The sequence below is a fragment of the Pseudomonas sp. OF001 genome (assembly GCF_904426495.1).
Lineage (GTDB): Bacteria > Pseudomonadota > Gammaproteobacteria > Pseudomonadales > Pseudomonadaceae > Geopseudomonas.
This window is the reverse complement of sequence record NZ_CAJGBM010000007.1, coordinates 92,079-115,704: the sequence shown is the minus strand read 5'-3', so window position 1 is coordinate 115,704 and position 23,626 is coordinate 92,079. Positions and strand designations below refer to the sequence as shown.

General features: G+C 69.2%; 22 protein-coding genes and 1 pseudogene. 16 read left to right on the top strand and 7 right to left on the bottom strand.

What is annotated here, in order from left to right; translation table 11 throughout:
• Positions 1 to 239: 239 nt before the first annotated feature.
• Both nifA and nifL read right to left on the bottom strand, forming a co-directional pair.
• Positions 240 to 1,808 (bottom strand): nif-specific transcriptional activator NifA, encoded by a 1,569-nt coding sequence (gene nifA / locus RA210_RS06010; protein WP_201485723.1) that lies wholly within the window; start codon positions 1,806 to 1,808, stop codon positions 240 to 242.
• A 19-nt stretch (positions 1,809 to 1,827) separates the two neighbouring features.
• On the bottom strand, positions 1,828 to 3,390 hold the full coding sequence (gene nifL, locus RA210_RS06005) for a nitrogen fixation negative regulator NifL (protein WP_201485722.1): 1,563 nt from the start codon (positions 3,388 to 3,390) through the stop codon (positions 1,828 to 1,830).
• Positions 3,391 to 3,802: 412 nt separating this feature from the next.
• Here nifL and rsxA point away from each other — a divergent pair, with 412 nt between their 5' ends.
• From rsxA to RA210_RS05960, 9 genes are read left to right on the top strand one after another with little or no spacing between them, the layout of a single operon-like run.
• The gene (gene rsxA, locus RA210_RS06000) at positions 3,803 to 4,375 is read left to right on the top strand and encodes an electron transport complex subunit RsxA (RefSeq protein WP_201485721.1); all 573 of its coding nucleotides are present in this window, start codon (positions 3,803 to 3,805) and stop codon (positions 4,373 to 4,375) included.
• A 35-nt stretch (positions 4,376 to 4,410) separates the two neighbouring features.
• Positions 4,411 to 4,935 (top strand): RnfABCDGE type electron transport complex subunit B, encoded by a 525-nt coding sequence (locus RA210_RS05995; protein WP_201485720.1) that lies wholly within the window; start codon positions 4,411 to 4,413, stop codon positions 4,933 to 4,935.
• Positions 4,936 to 4,955: 20 nt separating this feature from the next.
• Entirely contained in the window at positions 4,956 to 6,422 is a 1,467-nt protein-coding gene (rsxC, locus tag RA210_RS05990) for an electron transport complex subunit RsxC (protein WP_201485719.1), read from the top strand.
• Positions 6,419 to 7,510 (top strand): RnfABCDGE type electron transport complex subunit D, encoded by a 1,092-nt coding sequence (locus RA210_RS05985; protein ID WP_201485718.1) that lies wholly within the window; start codon positions 6,419 to 6,421, stop codon positions 7,508 to 7,510. The genes rsxC and RA210_RS05985 overlap by 4 nt, the downstream gene beginning before the upstream one ends.
• 2 nt (positions 7,511 to 7,512) lie before the next feature.
• The gene (gene rsxG / locus RA210_RS05980) at positions 7,513 to 8,190 is read left to right on the top strand and encodes an electron transport complex subunit RsxG (RefSeq protein ID WP_201485717.1); all 678 of its coding nucleotides are present in this window, start codon (positions 7,513 to 7,515) and stop codon (positions 8,188 to 8,190) included.
• On the top strand, positions 8,187 to 8,900 hold the full coding sequence (locus RA210_RS05975) for an electron transport complex subunit E (protein ID WP_136489269.1): 714 nt from the start codon (positions 8,187 to 8,189) through the stop codon (positions 8,898 to 8,900). Before rsxG ends, RA210_RS05975 begins: the two co-directional genes overlap by 4 nt.
• Positions 8,901 to 8,922: 22 nt before the next feature.
• The gene (locus RA210_RS05970) at positions 8,923 to 9,174 is read left to right on the top strand and encodes an RnfH family protein (RefSeq protein ID WP_201485716.1); all 252 of its coding nucleotides are present in this window, start codon (positions 8,923 to 8,925) and stop codon (positions 9,172 to 9,174) included.
• Positions 9,175 to 9,224: 50 nt separating this feature from the next.
• Positions 9,225 to 9,629: a NifB/NifX family molybdenum-iron cluster-binding protein gene (locus tag RA210_RS05965; RefSeq protein ID WP_201485715.1), complete on the top strand. Its 405-nt coding sequence runs from the start codon at positions 9,225 to 9,227 to the stop codon at positions 9,627 to 9,629.
• Positions 9,630 to 9,677: 48 nt separating this feature from the next.
• Positions 9,678 to 10,397, top strand: coding sequence for a dinitrogenase iron-molybdenum cofactor biosynthesis protein (locus RA210_RS05960; protein WP_201485714.1), 720 nt, complete (start codon positions 9,678 to 9,680; stop codon positions 10,395 to 10,397).
• Positions 10,398 to 10,465: 68 nt separating this feature from the next.
• On the opposite strand, the gene RA210_RS22175 is transcribed toward RA210_RS05960, so the two are convergent.
• The 3 genes and pseudogenes from RA210_RS22175 to RA210_RS05945 form a co-directional block, all read right to left on the bottom strand.
• Positions 10,466 to 12,343, bottom strand: coding sequence for an MFS transporter (locus tag RA210_RS22175; RefSeq protein ID WP_201485713.1), 1,878 nt, complete (start codon positions 12,341 to 12,343; stop codon positions 10,466 to 10,468).
• A gap of 186 nt (positions 12,344 to 12,529) precedes the next feature.
• A pseudogene (aas, locus tag RA210_RS22170) lies at positions 12,530 to 14,374 on the bottom strand (bifunctional acyl-ACP--phospholipid O-acyltransferase/long-chain-fatty-acid--ACP ligase); the annotation flags it as partial.
• A 15-nt stretch (positions 14,375 to 14,389) separates the two neighbouring features.
• Positions 14,390 to 15,190 carry a hypothetical protein gene (locus RA210_RS05945; RefSeq protein ID WP_201485712.1) on the bottom strand — a complete coding sequence of 267 codons (801 nt, stop codon included), beginning with the start codon at positions 15,188 to 15,190 and terminating at the stop codon, positions 14,390 to 14,392.
• 122 nt (positions 15,191 to 15,312) lie between these two features.
• Here RA210_RS05945 and RA210_RS05940 point away from each other — a divergent pair, with 122 nt between their 5' ends.
• The gene (locus tag RA210_RS05940) at positions 15,313 to 16,053 is read left to right on the top strand and encodes a helix-turn-helix domain-containing protein (protein ID WP_201485711.1); all 741 of its coding nucleotides are present in this window, start codon (positions 15,313 to 15,315) and stop codon (positions 16,051 to 16,053) included.
• A 119-nt stretch (positions 16,054 to 16,172) separates the two neighbouring features.
• Here the strand turns inward: RA210_RS05940 and RA210_RS05935 are convergent, their stop codons facing one another.
• Together RA210_RS05935 and RA210_RS05930 are read right to left on the bottom strand one after the other, a co-directional pair.
• Complete coding sequence (locus RA210_RS05935; RefSeq protein ID WP_201485710.1) at positions 16,173 to 16,739, bottom strand: hypothetical protein; 567 nt, start codon at positions 16,737 to 16,739, stop codon at positions 16,173 to 16,175.
• Positions 16,740 to 16,758: 19 nt separating this feature from the next.
• Positions 16,759 to 17,646 (bottom strand): SIR2 family protein, encoded by an 888-nt coding sequence (locus RA210_RS05930; RefSeq protein ID WP_201485709.1) that lies wholly within the window; start codon positions 17,644 to 17,646, stop codon positions 16,759 to 16,761.
• A 439-nt stretch (positions 17,647 to 18,085) separates the two neighbouring features.
• Here RA210_RS05930 and nifH point away from each other — a divergent pair, with 439 nt between their 5' ends.
• The 6 genes from nifH to RA210_RS05900 all read left to right on the top strand — a co-directional run bounded on the left by nifH (position 18,086) and on the right by RA210_RS05900 (position 23,621).
• Positions 18,086 to 18,967: a nitrogenase iron protein gene (nifH, locus tag RA210_RS05925; RefSeq protein WP_136489255.1), complete on the top strand. Its 882-nt coding sequence runs from the start codon at positions 18,086 to 18,088 to the stop codon at positions 18,965 to 18,967.
• 120 nt (positions 18,968 to 19,087) lie between these two features.
• The gene (gene nifD, locus RA210_RS05920) at positions 19,088 to 20,569 is read left to right on the top strand and encodes a nitrogenase molybdenum-iron protein alpha chain (protein ID WP_201485708.1); all 1,482 of its coding nucleotides are present in this window, start codon (positions 19,088 to 19,090) and stop codon (positions 20,567 to 20,569) included.
• 110 nt (positions 20,570 to 20,679) lie between these two features.
• Positions 20,680 to 22,251, top strand: coding sequence for a nitrogenase molybdenum-iron protein subunit beta (nifK, locus tag RA210_RS05915; RefSeq protein ID WP_201485707.1), 1,572 nt, complete (start codon positions 20,680 to 20,682; stop codon positions 22,249 to 22,251).
• A gap of 128 nt (positions 22,252 to 22,379) precedes the next feature.
• Positions 22,380 to 22,598: a putative nitrogen fixation protein NifT gene (nifT, locus tag RA210_RS05910; RefSeq protein WP_136489252.1), complete on the top strand. Its 219-nt coding sequence runs from the start codon at positions 22,380 to 22,382 to the stop codon at positions 22,596 to 22,598.
• A gap of 5 nt (positions 22,599 to 22,603) precedes the next feature.
• On the top strand, positions 22,604 to 23,350 hold the full coding sequence (locus tag RA210_RS05905) for a dinitrogenase iron-molybdenum cofactor N-terminal domain-containing protein (RefSeq protein WP_201485706.1): 747 nt from the start codon (positions 22,604 to 22,606) through the stop codon (positions 23,348 to 23,350).
• Position 23,351: 1 nt separating this feature from the next.
• Complete coding sequence (locus RA210_RS05900) at positions 23,352 to 23,621, top strand: DUF6129 family protein (protein ID WP_201485705.1); 270 nt, start codon at positions 23,352 to 23,354, stop codon at positions 23,619 to 23,621.
• The last annotated feature ends 5 nt before the right edge of the window (positions 23,622 to 23,626 follow it).

The following is a 23,626-nucleotide window of genomic DNA, read 5'->3' as shown; positions in this document are numbered from 1 at the left end:
GCATTCAATCGCTCATCGCCCAGGTTTGCCGTGCGCATCTCTTCCTCAGCCCAGCTCGCGGATGACATCCCTGTACTCCCTCGGAAAACCTAAGATGGTGACTGAACTTGTGTATAACGACGAGCGCTCCGGCGTGGGAGCGCCGCCCGGGACGCTCCGCGTCCCCGTGCCGTGGCGACAGGGGAGAAATGACCAGGCCCACGCAGAGGCGTGGGCCTGGTGGTTGGCCGCGGGAGAGATCAGATCTTGCGCATGTGGATGTTGAGGGTCTGGATGCGGTAGGCGATCTGCCGCGGGGTCATGCCGAGCAGGCGCGCGGCCTTGGCCTGCACCCAGCCGGCCTGCTCGAGGGCGGCGATCACCCGCTCGCGGTCGTCCAGCGAGGCGTCGGCCAGGTTGACCTCCGGCAGCGGCGCCAGCGGCACGCTGTCGTGGTCGAGGCCGCCGAGCGACACCACGTCGCGGCTGATGGTGCCGTCCTCGCTCATGATCGCCGAGCGCTCCAGGCAGTTCTCCAGCTCGCGCACGTTGCCCGGCCAGCGGTGGCTCATCAGCAGGCGGATGGCGCTGTCGGTGATGCTCAGCTTGCGCCCCTGCAGGCGGCCGATCTTGGCGAGGAGGAATTCGGCCAGCTCGGGGATGTCGGCGCTGCGCTCGCGCAGCGGCGGGATGCGGATGGCCATGACGTTGAGGCGGTAGTAGAGATCCTCGCGGAACTTGCCCTTCTCCACCTCGGCCTCCAGGTCGCGGTTGGTGGCGGCGACGATGCGCACGTTGACCTTCACCGTCTGGTTGCCGCCGACCCGCTCGAACTCGCCCTCCTGCAGCACGCGCAGCAGCTTGGCCTGGAACATCGGAGAGATCTCGCCGATCTCGTCGAGGAACAGGGTGCCGCCGTCGGCCTGCTCGAAGCGCCCCTTGCGCTGCTTGACCGCGCCGGTGAAGGCGCCCTTCTCGTGGCCGAACAGCTCCGACTCGAGCAGGGTCTCCGGCAGCGCCGCGCAGTTCAGGCGCACGAACGGCTGGTGGGCGCGCGGCGAGTTGTAGTGGATGGCGCTGGAGATCACCTCCTTGCCGGTGCCCGACTCGCCGAGCACCAGCACCGTGCTGTCCCACTTGCCGACCCGGCGCACCTGGTCGAACACCCGGCGCATCGCCGGAGTGTTGCCCACCACCATGTTCTCGAAGCCGTACTTGCCGCGCACCTCGCGGCGCAGTTCGTCGCGCTCGTTGGCCAGTTCGCGGCTGTCCTCGAGGTTGACCACCAGGCGCACGGTCTGCGCCAGCAGGTTGGCGACGATCTCCATGAAGCGCGCGCGGTCGGGCAGCAGTTCGTCGGCGCGCCCCTCGGGCTGCGCGGCCAGCACGCCGATGGTGTGGCCCTCGTGGGTCTTGATCGGCACCGCGATGAACGGCAGCTCGAGGTCGTAGAGCGCCAGGCGGTCGAGGAAGCGCGGTTCGGACGAGATGCGCCCGAGCACCATGCTGTTGCCGTGCTTGAGCACGTTGCCGATCACCCCCTCGCCGATGCGGTAGCGCACGTTCTCGCAGGCGCTGACCACCGCCTGCGAGTCGCTGTGGATGGCGCCGACCTGCAGGGCGCCGTGCTGCGGGTCGCTGATCGACACCAGGCCGTGCAGCAGGCCGAGGTGGTCGTGCAGCACGGCGAGGACCTGGGCGAGGATGTCCTCGATCTGCTGCACCCGGCTGAGGGTGCGGGAAATGCGCGCCAGGGCCTGCAACTGCTTGTCGTAGAGGTCGGCCCGCGACGTGGTGCCGGGGCGCTGGGCGAGCTGGATACTGCTCATCGGCCTGCTCTCCTTGGGGTCAACCGGCGGCGCTGAAGGGCAGTTCGACCACTACCCGGCAACCGTCGCGATAACTGGTGTCGATGTGCACGGTGCCGGCGTGTTCGCTGACGATCTCCTGCACCATGGCCAGGCCCATGCCGTGGCCGGCGGCGTGCGGCGGCTTGGTGCTGAAGAACGGCTCGAACACCTTGAGCGCCAGCTCGGCGGGGATGCCCGGCCCGCTGTCGACGATCTCCAGGCGCACCACCTGCTGGTTCTCCACCCGGGTGCTGATGAACAGCTCGCGGCGGCTGACCTGGCTGTGGGCGACGGCCTCGATGGCGTTCATCACCAGCTGCTTGATCACGCTGCGCAGGCGGCTCTCGGCGCCCATCACCCAGGGCAGGCGCAGCGCCGGCTGCCAGTCGACGACGATGCCCTGGGCGAGCAGCTCGTCGGTGCACAGGCTGATCACCTCACGGATCAGCTGGTTGACGTTGACCGGCATCTTCGCCTCGGCGCGGCGCACCGGCATGGCCCCGGACAGGCTGTCCAGCGCCTCCTGGCCGGCGATGCTGGCCTCGCGCATGGCGCTGAGCACCGGGTCGTTGCCGGCCTGCTCGCCGAGGCGGCGCTCGAGCATGCGCAGCGCCGCGCTGATCAGGTTGACCGGGCCCTGCAGGCGGTGGATGGCGCCGTTGAAGGTCTCGCGCATGCCGTCGAGCAGCTCCTCCTCGGCCATCAGCGCCTTCAGCGCGTTGAGCCGCGAGTCCTGCTGCTTCTGGCGCAGCTCGGAGATGTCGTTGAGGGTCAGCAGCAGGTAGCGCTCGGCGCCGGGGGCGAAGAACACCTGGGCGCGCTCGTCCTCGACGTGGATGGCCATGCCGTGGCAGGACAGCCAGCGCGGCGCATGGCCGCCCAGGTCGAGGGGGATCTCCTTGCCGGAGAAGGCGCGGCCCTCGCCCTCCAGCGCCGCGAAGGGTAGCGCGAGGTTCTCGCGCACCAGCGCCACCAGGCTGTCGCCGCTGCCGCCTTCGGTCAGCTCGCGGGCCAGGCGGGCGAAGCTGGGGTTGGACAGCACCACGCGGTTGTCGCGATCGAGCACCACCATGGCCGCCGGCGCCGCGCCGACCACCGCCTCGATCATCAGCCGCTGGTTGCTGACCCGCTGCTCCAGTTCGTGCAGGTCGCTGGTGTCGCGGTGCATGCCCAGGTAGTAGAGGGTCTCGCCGTGCTCGTCGAACACCGGCGCCACGGTCAGCTCGGCCAGGTACAGGCTGGCGTCCTTGCGCCGGTTGACCAGCACGCCGGACCACGGCTTCTTCTGCGCCAGACGGCTCCACAGCGCCTGGTAGACCAGCCGCGGGGTGGTGCCGTTGGACAGCATGGATTCGTTCTTGCCGATCACCTCGGCCAGCGCGTAGCCGGTGGTGGTGCTGAAGGCGCGGTTGGCATAGAGGATGTTGGCCTTGAGGTCGGTGATCGAGATGGCGATGGGGGCGTGCTCCGCCATCTGCCGGAATACCTCGGGAAGCAGCTCGGCGCCGGCGGCCGGTTGTGCCGGCGCGTCGCTGCTGCGGGACGGTTTGCCCTGGGTCATGGGTTGAGCCTCATCAGTCCACGGGAGTGGCAGCGCCGCGCCGGTCGAGCGGGGCGCGGCGGACAAGGGGGTTTTGCAAAGGCCATGCCGCTGCCCGCACGGGCGCGGGAGCAGCGAAAGTGGCGGGGCAGAGCTGCTCGTCGTACCGGCGACGGGCTTTTCTGTGGGAAAGCCCACGGATGGCGTCGCGATGGCGGCCGTTGTCTGTCGCAAAGCCGACAAGACCGGCGCCAGCGCCGCGGCGGCGGGCGGATCTGTGCGCGCTTCCCTTGATCTGGATCAGGTTTTCCGCGGCCTGCAGCGCCGCGCAGGGCGCCGCCCGGGCCATGGCACGCTTGCTGCAATTCCCCCCGGCAACGGGATGTGCCCGACAAGGGTGCAGCCCAGGGTTCAGCCGGGAGGGTGGGTCGCTATGGAATATGTGCTGTTTCTGATCGGCACCGTGCTGGTCAACAACGTGGTGCTGGCGCGCTTTCTCGGCCTGTGCCCGTTCATGGGGGTGTCCAGCAAGCTCGACCCGTCGATCGGCATGGGCGTGGCCACCACCCTGGTGATGACCCTCGGCGGCATCAGCAGCTGGCTGCTCGAGCACCACGTGCTGCAGCCGCTGGGCATCGGCTTCCTGCGCATCCTCGCCTACATCGTGGTGATCGCCGCCATGGTGCAGCTGATCGAGATGATCATCCGCAAGGTCAGCCCGCCGCTGTACCGCGCTCTCGGCATCTACCTGCCGCTGATCACCACCAACTGCGCCGTGCTCGGCGTGCCGCTGATCAGCGTACGCGAGGGGCACAGCCTGGTGCAGGCCGGCCTGTTCGGCTTCGGCTCGGCGCTCGGCTTCACCCTGATCATGATCATCTTCGCCGGCCTGCGCGAGCGCCTGCAGCTCGCCAGCGTGCCGGCGGCGTTTTCCGGTCCGCCGATCGCCTTCGTCACCGCCGGCCTGCTGGCGCTGGCGTTCATGGGCTTCGGCGGGCTGATCTGAATGGCTGACCGGCAGGCGCCGGCGAGGAGAGCGAGATGCTGATGGCAACCCTGGCCCTGGCCACCATGGGCCTGATCCTGGGCGGCGGACTGGGCGTGGCGGCGCGCAGGTTCGCGGTCACCGACGAGAATCCGCTGATCAAGGAGATCGAGGCGCTGATGCCGGGCAGCCAGTGCGGCCAGTGCGGCTTTCCCGGCTGCTCGGCGGCCGCCAGCGCGCTGGTCGAGGGTAGCGCCGCGGTCACCTGCTGCCCGCCCGGCGGGGTGGCGCTGGCCGAGCAGCTCGCCGCGCTGCTCGGCGTGACCCTCGACGCCGGGCAGATGAGCGCGCCGCAGCTGGCGACCATCGACGCCGCGCAGTGCACCGGCTGCACCCGCTGCTACCGCGCCTGCCCGACCGACGCCATCGTCGGCGCCAGCGGGCAGATCCACGTGGTGCTGCAGGGCGCCTGCACCGGCTGCGCCCGCTGCCAGGACGCCTGCCCGGAAGGCTGCGTCGCCCTGGTCGCGCAGCCGCCGACCCTGGACACCTGGCGCTGGGCCAAGCCCCGGGCCGCCTGATTCCTTCACGGAGCCTTCGCATGTTCAATCCCGCCCGCATCCGCGGTGGCGTCCACCCGGCCGCCCACAAGGACCGTTCCTCGGCGCTGACCATCGGCCGCGTGCCGCTGCCGCCGCGCCTGTACCTGCCGCTGCGCCAGCACGCCGGCGCCGAGGCTCTGCCGCTGGTCAGGGTCGGCGAGCGTGTGCTCAAGGGCCAGTTGATTGCCAGCTCGCCCTCGGAGCTGTCGGCGCCGATCCATGCGCCGAGCTCGGGGACCGTGGTCGAGATCGGCCCGATCCTCGCCCCGCATCCGTCCGGGCTGACGGTCAACGGCATCGTCCTCGACACCGACGGCGAGGACCGCTGGATCGAGCTGGACGTGCCGGCCAATCCCTTCGAGGAGAGCCCGCTGCTGCTCGCCGAGCGGGTGGCGCAGGCCGGCATCGTCGGCATGGGCGGGGCGATCTTCCCGGCGGCGGTCAAGCTCAGGCAGGGCACCCGCCACGAGATCAAGACCGTGCTGGTCAACGGCAGCGAGTGCGAGCCCTACCTGACCTGCGACGACCGCCTGATGCGCGAGCGCGCCGAGGCCATCGTCGACGGCGCGCGGCTGATCCAGCACATCCTGCGCGCCTACCGGGTGGTGATCGGCATCGAGGACAACAAGCCGGCGGCGCTGGCGGCGATGCGCGCGGCCAGCGAGCCCTACGGCGCCATCGAGGTCGAGGCGGTGCCGGCGCTGTACCCGATGGGCTCGGCCAAGCAACTGATCCAGGCGGTCACCGGCCGCGAGGTGCCGGCCGATGCGCGCAGCACCTCGGTCGGCGCGCTGGTGCACAACGTCGGCACCGTCTACGCCATCCAGCAGGCGCTGCGCCACGGCCGGCCGCTGATCTCGCGGGTGGTCACCGTGGCCGGCAGCTGCGTGGGCAACCCGCGCAACCTGGAGACCCTGATCGGCACCCCGGCGCAGGCGCTGATCGACGCCTGCGGCGGCCTGGTCCGCGAGCCGGCGCGCCTGCTGCTCGGCGGGCCGATGATGGGGGTGACCCTGCCGTCGCTGCAGGCGCCGGTGATCAAGGGCGCCACCGGCCTGCTGGCGCTGGCGCCGCACGAGCTGCGCAGCGACGAGGCCTCGCCGTGCATCCGCTGCGCCAGCTGCGTGGACGCCTGCCCGATGGGCCTGCTGCCGGTGGAGATGGCCGCCCGCGCGCGGGTCGACGACCTCGACGGCGCCAGCGACTACGGCCTGCGCGACTGCATCCTCTGCGGCTGCTGCTCCTACGTGTGCCCCTCGCACATCCCGCTGGTGCAGTACTTCCAGTACGCCATGGGCCGCCAGGACGAGCGCCGCCAGGGCGCGCGCAAGACCGAGCACATCAGGCAACTGACCGAGGCGCGCGCCGCGCGCCTGGCCGAGGAGGAGGCCGCCAGGGCCGCGGCCAAGGCGGCCAAGGCAGCCGCCAAAACAAAACCGGGCAAGACCAGCGAGGTGGAGTCATGAGCACCCCGAGCGCCATATCCGGGCCCTTCGCCCACGACCGCTCGTCGGTCAACCGCATCATGCTGCAGGTGTGCCTGGCGCTGACCCCGGCCACCCTGTTCGGCCTCTGGCTGTTCGGCTGGCCGGCGATCAACCTGTGGCTGCTGACCTGCGCCAGCGCGCTGGCCAGCGAGGCGCTGTGCCTGCACTGGCTCGGCCAGCCGCTCAGGCGCCTGCAGGACGGCTCGGCGCTGCTCACCGGCTGGCTGCTGGCGCTGTCGCTGCCGCCGTGGGCGCCCTGGTGGATCGGCGTCGGCGGCGCGGCCTTCGCCATCGGCATCGGCAAGCAGCTGTACGGCGGCATCGGCCAGAACATCTTCAACCCGGCGATGCTCGCCCGCGTCGCCCTGCTGATCGCCTTCCCGCTGCAGATGACCAGCTGGGCGCTGCCGGCGCCGCTGGGCTCGACGGCAGCGCCGGGCTTCGTCGAGGGGCTGGCGATCACCTTCGGCGGCGCCCTGCCCGACGGCATGAGCGGCGCCACCGCCCTCGGCAACCTGAAGACCGAACTGACCCTCGGGCGCAGCGCCGAGGCGATCCTCGCCGGCGACTTCGCGCTGGTCCCGGCGCTGCTCGGCAGCAGCGCCGGCAGCCTGGGCGAGACCTCCGAGCTGCTCCTGCTGCTCGGCGGCCTGTGGCTGCTCTTCCGCCGCGTCATCCACTGGGAGATCCCCCTGAGCATGCTGCTCGGCGTGCTGGTCCTGGCCGCCATCGCCCACCAGATCGACCCCGCGCGCTATCCCGGCGGCCTCTACCACCTGGCCAGCGGCGGGCTGCTGCTCGGCGCGCTGTTCATCGCCACCGACCCGGTGACCTCGCCGGTCAGCCGCAAGGGCCGGCTGATCTTCGGCGCCGGCTGCGGGGTGCTGGTCTACGTGATCCGCACCTGGGGCAGCTTCCCCGAGGCGGTGGCCTTCGCCGTGCTGTTCATGAACGCACTCAGCCCGCTGATCGACCGCTACTGGCGCCCGCGCGCCTACGGCCGCACGGCGGGCGGCAAGCCGCTGGCCATCGGCCGGCAAACCAGCCAGGTCAAGCAGGAGGGCTAGGCATGAGCGAGACCATTCCGATTCCGGCGGAGCCGGCAGCCACCCTGCCGTCGCTGCTCGCGCGCTGGCGCGGGCGCATCGAGTATCAGGGTCTGTCGCTGGCCGCGGTGTGCGCGCTGGTCGCCGTGCTGCTGCTGGTCGGCGACCGCCTGACCCACGGGCAGATCGCCGCCCAGCAGCTCGAGGACCGCCTGGCCGTGCTGCGCCAGGTGCTGCCGGCCGCGCTGTACGACAACAACCCCCTGCAGGATGCCTTCACCGTGCAGGACGCCGAGCTGGGTGCGGTCGAGGTCTACCCGGCGCGCCAGGACGGCCGGCTGACGGCGGTGGCCTTCCAGGTCAGCAACATCGGCTACGGCGGGCCGATCCTGCAGCTGATCGCCCTGGATGCCGAGGGCCGCATCCTCGGCGTACGCGTGCTGAGCCACAAGGAGACCCCGGGCCTGGCCGACAGGATCGAGGCCTCGCGCAGCGACTGGATCAGGGCCTTCGACGGCCTGTCGCTGGCCAGCACGCCGCTGGAGCAGTGGAAGGTGAAGAAGGACGGCGGCCGCTTCGACCAGTTCGCCGGCGCCACCATCACCCCGCGCGCGGTGGTCAGGAGCGTGCTGCAGGCCCTGCAGTTCCAGGTCCGCCAGGCCGAACGCCTGAGCGCCCGCCAACAGGAGAAGCGACCATGAGCAGCAGTTGCACAGCCGCCAGCGCGCCGGCCTCGGCCAGTCCCTGGAAGTACTTCACCAGCGCCCTGTGGGACTACAACGTCGCCCTGGTGCAGATGCTTGCCCTCTGCCCGGCGCTGGCGGTGACCACCACCGCCACCAACGGCCTGGGCATGGGCCTGGCCACCACCCTGGTGCTGATCTGCACCAACGCGATCATCTCGGCGCTGCGCCACACCATCGCCCCCGAGGTCCGCAACCCGGTGATGATCGCCATCATCGCCGGCGTGGTGACCCTGATCGACATGGCGATGAACGCCTGGATGCACGAGCTGTACAAGGTGCTCGGCCTGTTCATCGCCCTGATCGTCACCAACTGCGCGGTGCTCGGCCGCGCCGAGTCGTTCAGCCTCAAGCACCCGGTGATTCCCGCGATGCTCGACGGCGCCGGCATGGGTATCGGCTTCACCTGGGTGCTGGTGCTGATCGGCGGCATCCGCGAGATCCTCGGCAGCGGCACCCTGTTTTCCCAGGCCTCGTCGCTGCTGGGGCCGCACTTCCAGTGGCTGGAGATCACCGTGCTGCCCGGCTTCCAGGGCATCCTGCTGGCCATCCTGCCGCCCGGCGCCTTCATCGTCCTGGGCTTCCTGCTGGCCGCCAAGCGCGTGCTCGACCGCAGGCGCGCCGAGCGGCGCATCCGCTCCCACGGCGAGCTGATCGTCCTGCAATGAGCCCGGTACAGGAGTGAATGCCATGAAAGTTGCTGTGGTGTACGCCGCCCCCCGACCGCTGCTGCTGAGCTGCCAGGTCGCCGAGGGCAGCAGCGTGGCGCAGGCCATCGAGCAGTCCGGCCTGCTGCGCTACTGCCCGGAGATCGACCTGAACAAGCACAAGGTCGGCGTGTTCAGCAAGTTCGTGAAGCTGGACAGCCCGCTGAAGGAGGGCGACCGCGTGGAGGTCTACCAGCGCATCACCCGCGTACTGGATGACGATGACGATGACTGACCGCGCCCGTGTGGCCGCGTCTTTTCCCCTTGCTGCGAGGTGGTTTGAACATGAGTGAAAGCCGACGACTGATCGCCGTGGCCGTCGACCGCGACGGCCGGGTGGCCGGCCACGCCGGGCGGGCGCACCGCTGGCGGGTGTTCGACGTCTGGCCCGGTGCGGAGCCGGAGCAGGCCTACGACCTCGAGCTGGCCGAGCACGCCTGCCTGCACGAGTGGCATGTGTGTGCGCAGCCCGAACGCCACCCGCTGCACACGGTGGACGTGGCCATCGCCGGCAGCGCCGGCGATGGGGTGATCCGCCGCCTCGGCGAGCGCGGGGTGAGCCTGCTCACCACCGGCGAGGGCGACCCGCTGGCGGCGGTGCGCGCCTTCCTCGCCGATGCCCTGCCGCCCGGCGCACCGCACGACGAGCACGCCTGTGGGGGCGAAGGCCATCAGACCGCCCACGCCTGACCATTACCGATGAGCAGTGACGGCCCGCCGGCCGTCGAGGAGCCGCAGATGAACAGCCCCGCAACCCTGAACCGCGAAACCGCCCTGCGCATCGCCCTGGCGGCCCGCGCCCTGCCCGACACCGGCGTCTCCCAGCTGCTGGAGATCCTCCACCAGCAGGTCAACGGCCCGCTCACCGAGGAGAGCCTGCAGGGGGTGACGGTCACCGACCTGAAGATCGGCCTGGCCGGCTCCGAGGAGGACGTCGATCTGCTCGACACGCCGATGAGCGCGCTCAAGGAAGCGGTGCGCATCCTCTGGGGCGAGACGGTTGCCGACGACCTGCCGCAGCCGGTGGCGCTCGCCGAGCTGCCGGCCGGCTCGATCCGCGTCGCCGTCGCCTCCAACAACGGCGCACAGCTCGACGGCCACTTCGGCACCTGCCTGCGCTTCCTGGTCTACCAGGTCAGCGCCGACGCGCAGACCCTGGTCGACATCCGCTCGACGCTCGAAGCCGAGGAGGCCGAGGACAAGAACGCCTTCCGCAGCGAACTGATCGGCGACTGCCAGGTGCTCTACGTGGTCTCCATCGGCGGCCCGGCGGCGGCCAAGGTGGTGCGCGCCGGCATCCACCCGCTGAAGAAGCCGCAGGGCGGCGAGGCGGCGGCGGTGCTGGCCGAGCTGCAGCAGGTCATGGCCGGCTCGCCGCCGCCGTGGCTGGCCAAGCTGCTCGGCAAGAGCGCCGAGGAGCGGGTGCGGTTCGAGCTGAGTGAGGATGAGGTGGCCTGAGAAGCCTGCGCGATCTGCAAGGAGTGGAACATTCGGGCCGAAGCGGTGGGAGAGCCGCTTCGGCCGTCTTATTTCACCTTGCCGCGCAGTTCCTGCACCTGCTGACGCAGCAGCTCCGGCACCGCCGCCTGCGCCGCTACTGGCTCGCCGACGCGCAGGGTGACGCGGCGCAGCGGATGCAGCTGGCCGAGGCGCCGCAGCAGTGAAGTGGCCCGGCGCGAGAACGGGCTGTCCCACAGCCCGGACAGCGCCATGGGCAGCACGTCCACCGGGTTGCTTTCGAGGATGCGCTGGATGCCGGGGCGGAACGGGCCGACTTCGCCATCCGGAGTCAGGCGGCCTTCCGGGAAGATCGCCACCAGCTCGCCGGCCTCCAGCGCCGCGGCCACCTCGGCGTAGGCCCGCTCCAGCAGCGCGGCGTCCTCCTTGGCCGGGGCGATGGGGATGGCGCGGGCGTGGCGGAACACGAACGACAGCAGCGGCCAGCGGAAGATGCGGTGGTCCATGACGAAGCGGATCGGCCGGCGGCAGGCGGCGGCGATTACCAGGGCGTCGACGTAGCTGACGTGGTTGCACACCAGCAGCGCCGGGCCGGAGAAGGGGATGCGCTCGACGCCCTGCTTGTCCAGGCGGTAGACCGAGTGGATCAGCAGCCAGTCGAGGAAACGCAGCAGGAACTCGGGCACCAGGCGGTAGATGTACACGGCGACCAGTGCGTTGATGAGAGCCGCGGCGGCGAACAGCTCGGGAATCGACAGCCCGGCGGCGAGCAGCCCGGCCGCGGCGCCGGCGCCGACCACCATGAACAGCGCGTTGAGGATGTTGTTGGCGGCGACGATGCGTGCGCGGTGCGCGGCGGCCGAGCGCAGCTGCATCAGCGCGTACAGCGGCACGATGAAGAAGCCGCCGAACAGGCCCAGGCCGAACAGGTCGAACAGCACGCGCAGGGTGCCCGGCGCCTGCAGCAGTTCGGCCAGCACCAGCGGCTCCGGCGGCGGGCTGGCCGGCGAGGCGAAGGCGAGGTCGAGGCCGAAGACGGTCAGGCCGATCGAGCCGAGCGGTACCAGGCCGATCTCCACCAGCTTGCCGGACAGCCGCTCGCAGAGCATGGAGCCGGCGCCGATGCCGAGGGTGAAGATGCCGAGCAAGAGGGTCACGCCGCTCTCGGTGCCGCCCAGCACGTCCTTGGCGTAGGCCGGGAACTGGGCGAGCAGCAGTGCGCCGTACAGCCAGAACCAGGAGATGCCGAGGATCGACAGGAACACCGTGCGGTTCTCGCGGGCGAAGCCGATGTTGCGCCAGGTTTCGCTCAGCGGGTTGGGGTTGACCTTCAGTTGCGGTTCGGGGGCCGGGGCGGCGGGGATGGCCAGGCTGCTCCAGTAGCCGACCACGGCGACCGCCAGGCAGGCGGCGGTGATCCACAGGCTGCCGCCCTCGACGGCGGCGAGCAGGCCGCCGGCCAGGGTGCCGATGAGGATGGCGACGAAGGTGCCGGCCTCGATCAGCGCGTTGCCGCCGACCAGCTCGTCCTCGTGCAGGTGCTGCGGCAGGATGGCGTACTTCACCGGGCCGAACAGGGTCGACTGCAGGCCGAGCAGGAACAGCGCGCCGAGCAGCAGCTGCAGGCTGTGCGCCCAGAAGCCGGCGCCGGCGAGCAGGACGATGACGATCTCCAGCAGCTTGGTCCAGCGCGCCAGGGTGGCCTTGTCGTACTTGTCGGCGAGCTGCCCGGCGGTGGCGGAGAACAGGAAGAACGGCAGGATGAACAGCCCGGCCGCCAGGTTGGCCAGCAGGCCGATGGACAGGTCGGTCCACTGCGCGGCCTGGAAGGTCAGCAGCACCACCAGGGCGTTCTTGTACAGGTTGTCGTTGAAGGCGCCGAGGAACTGGGTGACGAACAGCGGGGCGAAGCGGCGTGCCCTGAGCAGGTCGAGCGGCGAACTCATGACGGTTGCTCCGTGGCGGTGACGGTTTCGGCCAGGCGCTTGAGGGCGACGTGGTCGGTCTTGCCGGTGCCGAGCAGCGGCAGGGCGTCGAGATGGCGGATGTCGCGCGGTACCGCCAGCTCGCTGGCGCCCAGGCGGCGCGGCCTCGGCGGCGATCTGCTCGACCACCTCCAGCGAGACCATCTCGCCGGCCAGCTTGGCGAAGCGCTTGAGGCGGCCGCGGATGTGCAGGAAGCCGTCGGCGTCGAGCTCGACGATGTCGCCGGTGGCGTACCAGCCGGGGCGCAGCGCCGGCGGGGCCTGGATCACCCCGGGCTGGTCGAACAGCAGGTAGCCCTTGAGCAGGTTCGGGCCGTGCAGGTGCAGGGCGCCGCCGTGCTCGATGCCCGGCACCGGCTCCAGCTCATGCTGGATGCCCGGCAGCAGCTGGCCGACGCTGCCGCGCCGGCAGGCCATCGGCACGTTGACCGCCACCACCGGCGCGCACTCGGTGATGCCGTAGCCTTCGAGGATGCGGATGCCGAACTTGTCGAGCCAGGTCTGCCGTACTTCCTCGTTGAGCCGTTCGGCGCCGGCCACCACGTAGCGCAGGCGGCCGAAGTCGTAGGGATGGGCGTACTTGGCGTAGTTGCCGAGGAAGGTCGAGGTGCCGAACAGCACGCTGCAGTCGCGGTCGTAGACCAGCTCGGGGACGATGCGGTAGTGCAGCGGGCTGGGGTAGAGGAACACCTTGCAGCCCGACACCAGCGGCAGCAGCACGCCGCAGGTCAGGCCGAAGGAGTGGAACAGCGGCAGCGCCATCATGAACTTGTCGAGCGGGGTGAAGTCGGCCACCGCGCGTACCTGGGCGACGTTGGCGAGCAGCGAGTCGTGCGAGTGCACCACGCCCTTGGGCTTGCCCTCCGAACCCGAAGTGAACAGTACCAGCGCCGGATCGTCGGGCTGTTGGGGCACGGCGGCGCGCCGCGGCATGAGCAGGTGGGCGAGCAGCCACAGGCGGTCGGCGAGAGTCAGGTCGGCCTTGAGGTCCTCCAGGTAGAGCACGCGGACGCCCTCGAGCCCGTCGAGCAGGCCGCCGAGGCGTGCCTTGTCGACGAAGGTGCGCGAGGCGACCACGGTGCGGATGGCGGCGGCGGTGCAGGCGGCCTGCAGGCCGTCTTTGCCTGCGGTGTAGTTGAGCATCGCCGGGATGCGCGCATTCAGCGACAGGCCGAGCACCAGGCCGAGGGTCGGCGCGGCGTTGGGGGTGAGCACGCCGACGATCTCGCCGGGCGCGGTGTGGCGGCTGAGCAGGCGACCGAGGCCCAGCGCCATCTTCAGCAGCGAGCCGTAGGACTCCTCGACCATGCGCACGTCCTCGACCAGCTGGTAGTCGCTGCCGAACACTGCCTTGGCGTCGAGGAAGGCTTCGAACAGGGTGCGCCGCGGCCGGCTGGCCACCAGCATGTCGAGCAGGATGTGGCGCATCAGCTCGCCGGCGCGGCGGCGGCGCTGCTTGGCCGAGGGCAGCGCCGGCATGGCGATCTGCCGCGGCGGCTGCACGTACAGGTCGACCTGCGGCAGCAGGCGGCGCGGATAGACCCCGGCCAGGCGGCCGAAGTAGCTGCGCGCGGCGCCGTCGATGCGCACCGGCACCACGGTGGCGCCGGTCTTGGCGGCGACGAAGCCGGCGCCGTCGTAGACCTTCATCAGCGAGCCGGTGCGGGTGATGCGCCCCTCGGGGAAGATCACCACCGGCCGGCCGCTCTCCACCAGGCGGACGATCTGCTTCATCGCCAGCGGGCTGGTCGAGTCGACCGCCAGGTGCGGCACGAAGCGCAGCAGGAAACCCAGCAGCGGCCGGCTGGCGATCTGCGAGTGCACCACGAAGGTGGCGTCCACCGGCAGGAACAGGCCGAGCAGCAGGCCGTCGAGGAAGGATTCGTGGTTGGCGACGATCAGCGTGCGCGGGTTGGCGAACACGTCGGTATCGCCGTGCACCCGGACGCGCAGCAGGCGCTGCAGCAGGTTGCGCAGGAGGAGCTTGAGCATGATCGGTCCCTGAGCTCAGGAGTGGTGGAGGGAATGGCGCGATGGTGCCACCGCGTCCGTGTCGCTGGCCAGCGGCGCGCGCCGCGCCAGCTGGGCGACCACCACCGCGGTGGCGGCGGCGGACAGCAGGTGCTTGAGGGTATGGCCGGTCAGCGGGGCGAACAGGGCGGCCAGCTGGTGGTCGAGCAGCTCGGCGAGCTTGGCCAGCAGGTACAGGCCCATGGCAGCGGCGAAGGCCAAGCGCTCGCCGCGCGGGCGGCCATGCAGCCACTGCCACAGCGGGATCAGCACGATGGTCAGCAGCTGCAGCAGCAGGTAGGGGCGCAGGTCGCCGACGCCGGTCAGCTCGGTGACGTACCACCAGACCACGCCGGCCAGCGCGAAGGCTCCGAGCAGGGCGGCGAAGGCGCGGCCATCGCGTTGCCGACAATCGGCCCACACCCCGGCCAGCAGCCCGGCGCTGGCCAGGGCGATCGGCAGGCGGTCCCACAGCAGGCGGTGGTCGTCGGGGGCCAGGTGGTACCAGCTCGAACCCGCGGCGGTGAGCAGCAGGCCGGCGAGGAACAGCGCGTAGCCCGGCCAGCTGTGCGCGAAGTGGCTGCGGCGGCGCGGCGCCAGGCGCCACAGCCCCCACAGGGCGACCACGGCGAAGCCGAGGTTGGACAGCACGTCGCAGAAGTGGGGGATGCCGAACAGGGTCAGGCGGTCGGCGAAGGCGTGGTAGTTCTCGAACTGGGCGATGGGCCCGTGCAGCAGGGCGGCGGCCGACAGCAGCAGGGTGAGCAGCAGCGGCAGGTGGCGGGAGCAGCGATCCATGGCGGTCTCCAGGGGATAGGTGAGCCGAGCATGGCCTCGGGAAGCGTGATGCGAAACTCCGGCGGAAAAGGTCGCGTCGCGTACACTACAAGGTATCGAAAAACGCTACTTTCCCGTGTCCCATGAGTGAACTCGACCAGCTGCTGTCCACCCTCAAGCGCCAGCTCAAGGCGCGCGGCATGACCTACCGCGACCTCGCCGGCCAGCTCGACCTCTCCGAGGCCAGCGTCAAGCGCCTGTTCGCCAGCGGCAGCTTCACCCTGGAACGCCTGCTGCAGATCGCCAATCTGCTCGGCTTCACCCTCGCCGAGCTGAGCCAGGAGGCGGCCGCCAGCGGCCAGCGCCTGCACACCCTGAGCGAGGCCCAGGAGCGCGAGCTGGTCTCCGACGACCAGCTGCTGCTGGTGGCGGTGTGCGTGCTCAACCAGTGGAGCCTGGCCGACATCCTCAGCGTATACCGCCTCAGCGAGGCCGAGGCGATCCGCTGCCTGGCGCGCCTCGACCGCCTGCGCCTGATCGAGCTGCTGCCCGGCAACCGCGTGCGCCTCAACGTGGCGCGCGACTTCGACTGGCGGCCGGACGGGCCGATCCAGCGCTTCTTCCGCCGCCAGGGCCTCGGCGAATTCCTCGCCAGCGACTTCGCCGGCGCCGACCAGACCCTCGGCTTCGCCCACGGCATGCTCACCGAGGCGGCGCTGGCCCAGCTGCAGGGCGAGGTGCGCCGCCTGCGCCAGCGCTTCGCCGAGCTGCACGCGGAGAGCCTGGCCGCGCCGCTGGGCAAGCGCCGCGGCTGCGGCCTGCTGCTGGCGCTGCGCGAGTGGGAGCTGGGCGCGTTCACCGCGCTGCGCCGCCACCAGGAGTAGGGTGCGCCGCGCGCACCGCCGTGCCTGCTCCTGCGGGGCGGACGCCGAAAACAAGACTCCCCCAGGAGCGGGGGAGTGGCTTAGCTGCCGAAAGGGACTCTGGAGAAGTGGTGCAGGACTCAGACCGGACCGCGGTGCTCGCGCTTGATGGTGCTGACGAAGGCCAGGCACTGTTCGAAGCTCAGGCTGTCGAGCTTCGGCTTGTAGTCGGCCAGGCCCGCGGCCATGGTGATCACCTTGTCCTCGGCGCTCTGGCCCTTGAAGTCGTCCTTGTCCAGGCGCAGGTCGTCCATCAGGGTCTGCCAGGCGGCGCCGCCGTCGAGGTGCGGCAGCAGGAAGATGCCGACGCCGTCGAGGTCGGTGACCAGCGGCTTGCTCAGGTCCTCGACGTAGAACAGCACGTGGATGTCGGCGGCCAGGTCGTGGCGGTAGCGCTCGACGAACAGCGGCACCTCGGCCAGGTGGGCGACGATGCCGCTGACCATGGCGAGCTTGTCGCTCCTGACCAGCACGGTGGCCTGCTTGACCACCGCGGTCGGCGGCAGGCGGCGGCCGGCGTCGTCGGCGATCTCGCCCTCGGCCAGCACCAGGTCGCCGCGGTAGGCGTAGGTGTCGGCCTGGCTGGTGGCGCCGTTGACGCTCAGGTTGCAGAGGAGGTTCTTCTCTTCGTAGGTTTTCAGCAGCATGGTGAGGCTCTCTTGTCGATCAAGGGATTCGGGCCACGAGCGTGGCGGTGGGGTTGCCGGCCGGGATGGCGGGTGCGGCTGCCGCGAGCAGCTCGCTCCAGTCGGCCTCGACCAGCTGAAGGTTCTTGCGCGCGCAGACCTTGCGTTCCTTGTCGGTCGGCTCGGCGATCAGCACCCAGCCGGCCGGTTCGGCGGCGTCGTGGATCAGGTCGCTCATCACCATGCGCTCGGTGTCGCGGTTGAAGCGCATGCCGAGGAACAGGTAGCGCTTGTTCTTGCGGCGCAGCTTGAGCCAGGCCGGCACGGCGAAGCCGCCCATCAGCTCGGTGATGTAGTCGACGAAGTCGGCGTCCGAGGCGACAAAGCTCGGCCTGGGCAGCGGCGTGCCTAGCGGCTTGAACAGCACCGGCAGGGCGGTGTCGACCTCGGCCAGTTCGAGCGGGCGGTAGTGGCCGGCCTCGCCCTGGTAGAGGTCGAAGCGGTAGGGGGTGGCGGCGATGCGTGCGGCGCCGACCACCAGGGTGTGCGGGCGCTCGGCGTAGCGGCGCTGCAGCAGGTTGTCGCGGTTGCAGTCGATGAGGTAGGGCAGCTCCAGGTCGGCCAGCCACTGGTGCACGGGCGACGCCGTCCAGTTGTCGCCGGCGTAGGCCTGGGTCAGGAAGCGCTCGATGAAGCTGCGGCCCTTCTTGTTCTCCAGGTGCATGGCGGCGCGCGGGAACTCGTACATCAGCCGCGGCGACATCGGCTGGCCGCCGGTCATGGCGAGGATCAGGCTGTCGCTGTCGGCCGGCATCGGTCGGCCGCTGTCGCGGTCGGCCACCCCGCGCAGCACCTCGGGCCCCAGGTAGGGCACCACATGGCCCGTACGGAGCTCGGCGAGGATTTCGTTGATCAGGCTGCTGTTCACAGGGTTCTCCTGCTGGATGGTGCGTGATGGCGCGTTGAGCTACGCAATATCCGCACCACTCCCGCATGAGAGAGGCAAGTCATTGATATTCAATGATTAATCAATTTCGCCCGGAATCCTGGGTAATTATCCGGCCCGACAATAGGAAGCGCGCGGCCGACAATTGTCATGTTTGCCACAGGGATTTACGGCCAACTTTTCCGGCAATAAGGAGGGAGCGTGAAGTTTGTCGGGTTGTCGCCATTGCCACAGGTTGCGAGGGGGATTTGTTGCGTGTCGAACCGTTCGCGATATTTCGCTTTTCAATTGAAAGTCTTTTGAAAACAATGAGTTGAAGTTGTTTTACGGCGCTGGCACAGACGCTGCATTGACCAGGTTGCGCAGGCTTGTTCGGGCCTACAGCCCACGACAGTGGAAACGAAACCTGAGGAACTCAATTATGGCAATGCGTCAATGCGCTATCTACGGCAAGGGTGGGATCGGCAAGTCCACGACCACCCAGAACCTGGTCGCCGCCCTGGCCGAAATGGGCAATAAGGTGATGATCGTCGGCTGCGACCCGAAGGCCGACTCCACTCGCCTGATCCTGCACTCCAAGGCCCAGAACACCATCATGGAGATGGCCGCCGAGGCCGGCACCGTGGAAGACCTCGAGCTGGAGGACGTGCTCAAGGTCGGCTTCGGTGGCGTCAAGTGCGTCGAGTCGGGCGGCCCGGAGCCGGGCGTCGGCTGCGCCGGCCGTGGCGTGATCACCGCGATCAACTTCCTCGAGGAGGAAGGCGCCTATGACGACGATCTCGACTTCGTGTTCTACGACGTGCTCGGCGACGTGGTGTGCGGCGGCTTCGCCATGCCCATCCGCGAGAACAAGGCCCAGGAAATCTACATCGTCTGCTCCGGCGAGATGATGGCCATGTACGCCGCCAACAACATCTCCAAGGGCATCGTGAAGTACGCCAACTCCGGTGGCGTGCGTCTGGCCGGGCTGATCTGCAACAGCCGCAACACCGACCGCGAAGACGAGCTGATCATCGCCCTGGCCGAGAAACTGGGCACCCAGATGATCCACTTCGTGCCGCGCGACAACGTGGTGCAGCGCGCCGAAATCCGCCGCATGACCGTCATCGAGTACGACCCGCAGGCCAAGCAGGCCGACGAGTACCGCGCCCTGGCCAGCAAGATCGTCAGCAACAAGAAGCTGATCATCCCGACCCCGATCACCATGGACGAGCTGGAAGCGCTGCTGATGGAGTTCGGCATCATGGAAGAAGAGGACATGAGCATCGTCGGCAAGACCGCTGCCGAGGAAGTCAGCGCCTGAGCGCATCGCTCGTAGGACGGGGCAGGGCAGATGGGCCCTGCCGGAGCGTCGCACTGCGCCTGGCGCAGTGCGGCCCATCCGTTACCCGCACATGAACGCAAGGCAAGAGGAGTCATACCCATGTCCGGTATGTCGCGCGAAGAGGTCGAATCCCTCATCCAGGAAGTCCTGGAAGTTTATCCCGAGAAAGCCCGCAAGGACCGCGCCAAGCACCTGGCCGTCAACGACCAGTCGGTCGCCCAGTCGAAGAAGTGCATCACCTCCAACAAGAAGTCGCTGCCCGGTCTGATGACCATCCGCGGCTGCGCCTACGCCGGCTCCAAGGGCGTGGTCTGGGGGCCGATCAAGGACATGATCCACATCTCCCACGGTCCGGTGGGCTGCGGCCAGTATTCGCGTGCCGGCCGCCGCAACTACTACATCGGCACCACCGGCGTGAACGCCTTCGTCACCATGAACTTCACCTCGGACTTCCAGGAGAAGGACATCGTCTTCGGCGGCGACAAGAAGCTCGGCAAGCTGATCGACGAGGTGGAAACCCTGTTCCCGCTGAACAAGGGCATCTCCGTGCAGTCCGAGTGCCCGATCGGCCTGATCGGCGACGACATCGAGGCGGTGTCGAAGAAGAAGGCCGCCGAGCACGACACCACCGTGGTGCCGGTGCGCTGCGAGGGCTTCCGCGGCGTGTCGCAGTCCCTCGGTCACCACATCGCCAACGACGCCGTGCGCGACTGGGTGCTGGGCGCCCGCGACGAGGACAACTCCTTCCAGACCACCCCCTACGACGTGGCGATCATCGGCGACTACAACATCGGCGGCGACGCCTGGTCCTCGCGCATCCTGCTCGAGGAAATGGGCCTGCGCGTGGTCGCCCAGTGGTCCGGCGACGGTTCCATCTCCGAGATCGAGCTGACCCCCAAGGTCAAGCTGAACCTGGTGCACTGCTACCGCTCGATGAACTACATCTCCCGGCACATGGAAGAGAAGTACGGCATCCCATGGATGGAGTACAACTTCTTCGGCCCGACCAAGACCATCGAGTCGCTGCGCGCCATCGCCGCCCAGTTCGACGAGGCGATCCAGGCCAAGTGCGAAGAAGTCATCGCCAAGTACCAGCCGGAGTGGGAAGCCATCGTCGCCAAGTACCGCCCGCGCCTGGAAGGCAAGCGCGTCATGCTGTACATCGGCGGCCTGCGTCCGCGCCACGTGATCGGCGCCTACGAGGACCTGGGCATGGAAGTGGTCGGCACCGGCTACGAGTTCGCCCACAACGACGACTACGACCGCACCATCAAGGAAATGGGCAACGCGACCCTGCTCTACGACGACGTCACCGGCTACGAATTCGAGGAATTCGTCAAGAAGGTCAAGCCCGACCTGATCGGCTCCGGTATCAAGGAGAAGTTCATCTTCCAGAAGATGGGCATCCCCTTCCGCCAGATGCACTCCTGGGACTACTCCGGCCCGTACCACGGCTTCGACGGCTTCGCCATCTTCGCCCGCGACATGGACATGACCCTCAACAACCCGTGCTGGAAGAAGCTGCAGGCTCCCTGGCAGAAGGCCGCAGAGGCCGAGCTGAAAGTCGCCGCCAGCGCCTGATAGTCCGCAATCGTACGAGCCGTCCGCTGCGGCCGGCCCACCCCCCGGGGCCGCCCGCAGCCGACATCCGCCATCGCCAGCACAGATGAGTGCGGCGCAGGAGAAGAGTCATGAGCCAGCAAGTCGACAACATCAAACCCAGCTACCCGCTGTTCCGCGACCAGGAATACAAGGACATGCTTGCCCGCAAGCGCGATGACTTCGAGGAGAAGCATCCGCAGGACAAGATCGACGAAGTGTTCCAGTGGACCACCACCAGGGAATACCAGGAACTCAACTTCCAGCGCGAAGCGCTGACCATCAACCCGGCCAAGGCCTGCCAGCCGCTCGGCGCCGTGCTCTGTGCCCTCGGCTTCGAGAAGACCATGCCCTACGTGCATGGCTCGCAGGGTTGCGTGGCCTACTTCCGCACCTACTTCAACCGCCACTTCCGCGAGCCGGTGTCCTGCGTCTCCGACTCGATGACCGAGGACGCGGCGGTGTTCGGCGGCCAGCAGAACATGAAGGACGGCCTGCAGAACTGCAAGGCCACCTACAAGCCCGACATGATCGCGGTGTCCACCACCTGCATGGCCGAGGTGATCGGCGACGACCTCAACGCCTTCATCAACAACTCGAAGAAGGAAGGCTTCATCCCCGACGAGTACCCGGTGCCGTTCGCCCACACCCCGAGCTTCGTCGGCAGCCACGTCACCGGCTGGGACAACATGTTCGAGGGCATCGCCCGCTACTTCACCCTCAACCACATGGAAGACAAGGTGGTCGGCAGCAACCACAAGGTCAACGTGGTGCCGGGCTTCGAGACCTACCTGGGCAACTTCCGCGTGATCAAGCGCATGCTCAAGGAGATGGACGTCGGCTACAGCTTCCTCTCCGACCCGGAAGAGGTGCTGGATACCCCGGCCGACGGCCAGTTCCGCATGTACGCCGGCGGCACCACCCAGGACGAGATCAAGGACGCGCCGAACGCCATCACCACCCTGCTGCTGCAGCCCTGGCAGCTGGAAAAGACCAGGAAGCTGGTCGAGAACACCTGGAAGCACGAGGTTCCCAAGCTCAACATCCCGATGGGCCTGGACTGGACCGACGAGTTCCTGATGAAGATCAGCGAAGCCACCGGCCAGCCGATCCCGGCCAGCCTGGAAAAGGAGCGCGGTCGCCTGGTCGACATGATCACCGACTCGCACACCTGGCTGCACGGCAAGAAGTTCGCCATCTGGGGCGACCCGGACTTTGTCATGGGCCTGGCCAAGTTCCTGCTGGAGCTGGGTTGCGAGCCGACCCACATCCTCTGCAACAACGGCAACAAGCGCTGGAAGAAGGCCATGGACGCGATCCTGGAGTCCTCGCCGTACGGCAAGGACTGCACCGTGTACATCGGCAAGGACCTCTGGCACCTGCGCTCGCTGGTGTTCACCGACAAGCCGGACTTCATGATCGGCAACAGCTACGGCAAGTTCATCCAGCGCGACACCCTGCACAAGGGCAAGGAGTTCGAGGTGCCGCTGATCCGCATCGGCTTCCCGATCTTCGACCGCCACCACCTGCACCGCTCCACCACCCTCGGCTACGAGGGCGCCATGCAGATGCTCACCACCATCGTCAACGCGGTGCTCGAGCGTCTCGACGAGGAAACCCGTGGCATGCAGGTCACCGACTACAACTACGACCTGGTTCGCTGAGTCGCAGCCCGTAGCGGTACCGGCCGGGGCGGCTGCGCCGCTCCGGCCCGCTTCACCACACTGTCCGCCGGCGCCGGGTCCAGGCCCCCGGCGCCGGCGGACAGCCCATCCCGAACCGGAGAGCCGCCATGCCCAGCGTCATGATCCGCCGCAACCCCCAAGGTCAGCTGACCTTCTACATCGCCAAGAAGGACCAGGAAGAGATCGTCGTCGCCCTCGAGCACGACAGCGCCGAACTGTGGGGCGGCGAGGTCACCCTCGGCGACGGCTCGAGCTACTGGATCGAGCCGATCCCCCAGCCGAAGCTGCCGATCACCCTGCGCGCCAAGCGGGCCGGCGAGGCCTGACGGTCATGAGCGCGCATCCCCCCCGGCATGCGCCGCTGCCCGCCCACCTGGCCCTGCGCATCGCCCTGGCCGCCCGCGCGCTGAGGGGCATCGACACCGCCCACCTGCTGCGCGCGCTGATCGCCGCGGTCGGCGAACCCATCACCGAGGCCCGCCTGCGCAAGCTGCGCGCCGCGCGCCTGCAGGCCCGCCTGCAGGACACCGCGCCGCCCGGCGCCGCGGCGGAGATCGGCGAGCGCGCGCTGCACAGCGCCCTCGGCCTGCTCAAGGGCCGCGGCGTCAGCCTGCCCAGCGAACCGCCACCGCCGCCCGAGGCCTACCGCGACGGCGAGTTCGCCGGCTCGGTGCGCATCGCCTGCGCCTCCGACAACGGCGCGCGCATGGACGCCAGCTTCGGCCACTGCGCGCGCTTCCTGATCTACCAGATCTCGCCGCGCGCCAGCCGCCTGGTCGACGTGCGCGAGGCCGCCGCCTGCGCTCCCGACGAGGACCGTAATGCGCGGCGCGCCGAGCAGCTGCACGACTGCCAGCTGCTCTACACCCTGAGCATCGGCGGCCCGGCCGCCGCCAAGGTGATCCGCGCCGGCGTGCACCCGATCCGCCAGGCCGAGGCCGTGCCGGCCGCCGAGATCGTCGCCGAACTGCAGCGCGTGCTGGCCGCCGCCCCGCCGCCCTGGCTGGCCAAGGCGATGGGCGCCGGCGCCGACCTGCGCGTGCGCTTCACCAGTGACAGCCCCGAACGAGGACAGTGAGATGATCAGCCAGGAACTGCTCGACGACGTCATCCGCCAGGCCGAGGAAAGCATCCTCGACGACGCCCTGATCGCCCGCCTGCGCGCCGCCCACCCCGGCGTGCACTTCACCTGGTGCATGGACGACGACATCGCGGTCAACGCCCGGCCGGTGGCCGCGCGCGCCGCCTTCAACCTCTACCTGGTCAACTCCAGCGAGCACTGCTCGGTGCTGACCAACGACGGCGACGCGGCTTCCGGCATCGTGCTGGCGGAAATCCTTCCCGACTGAGGTGC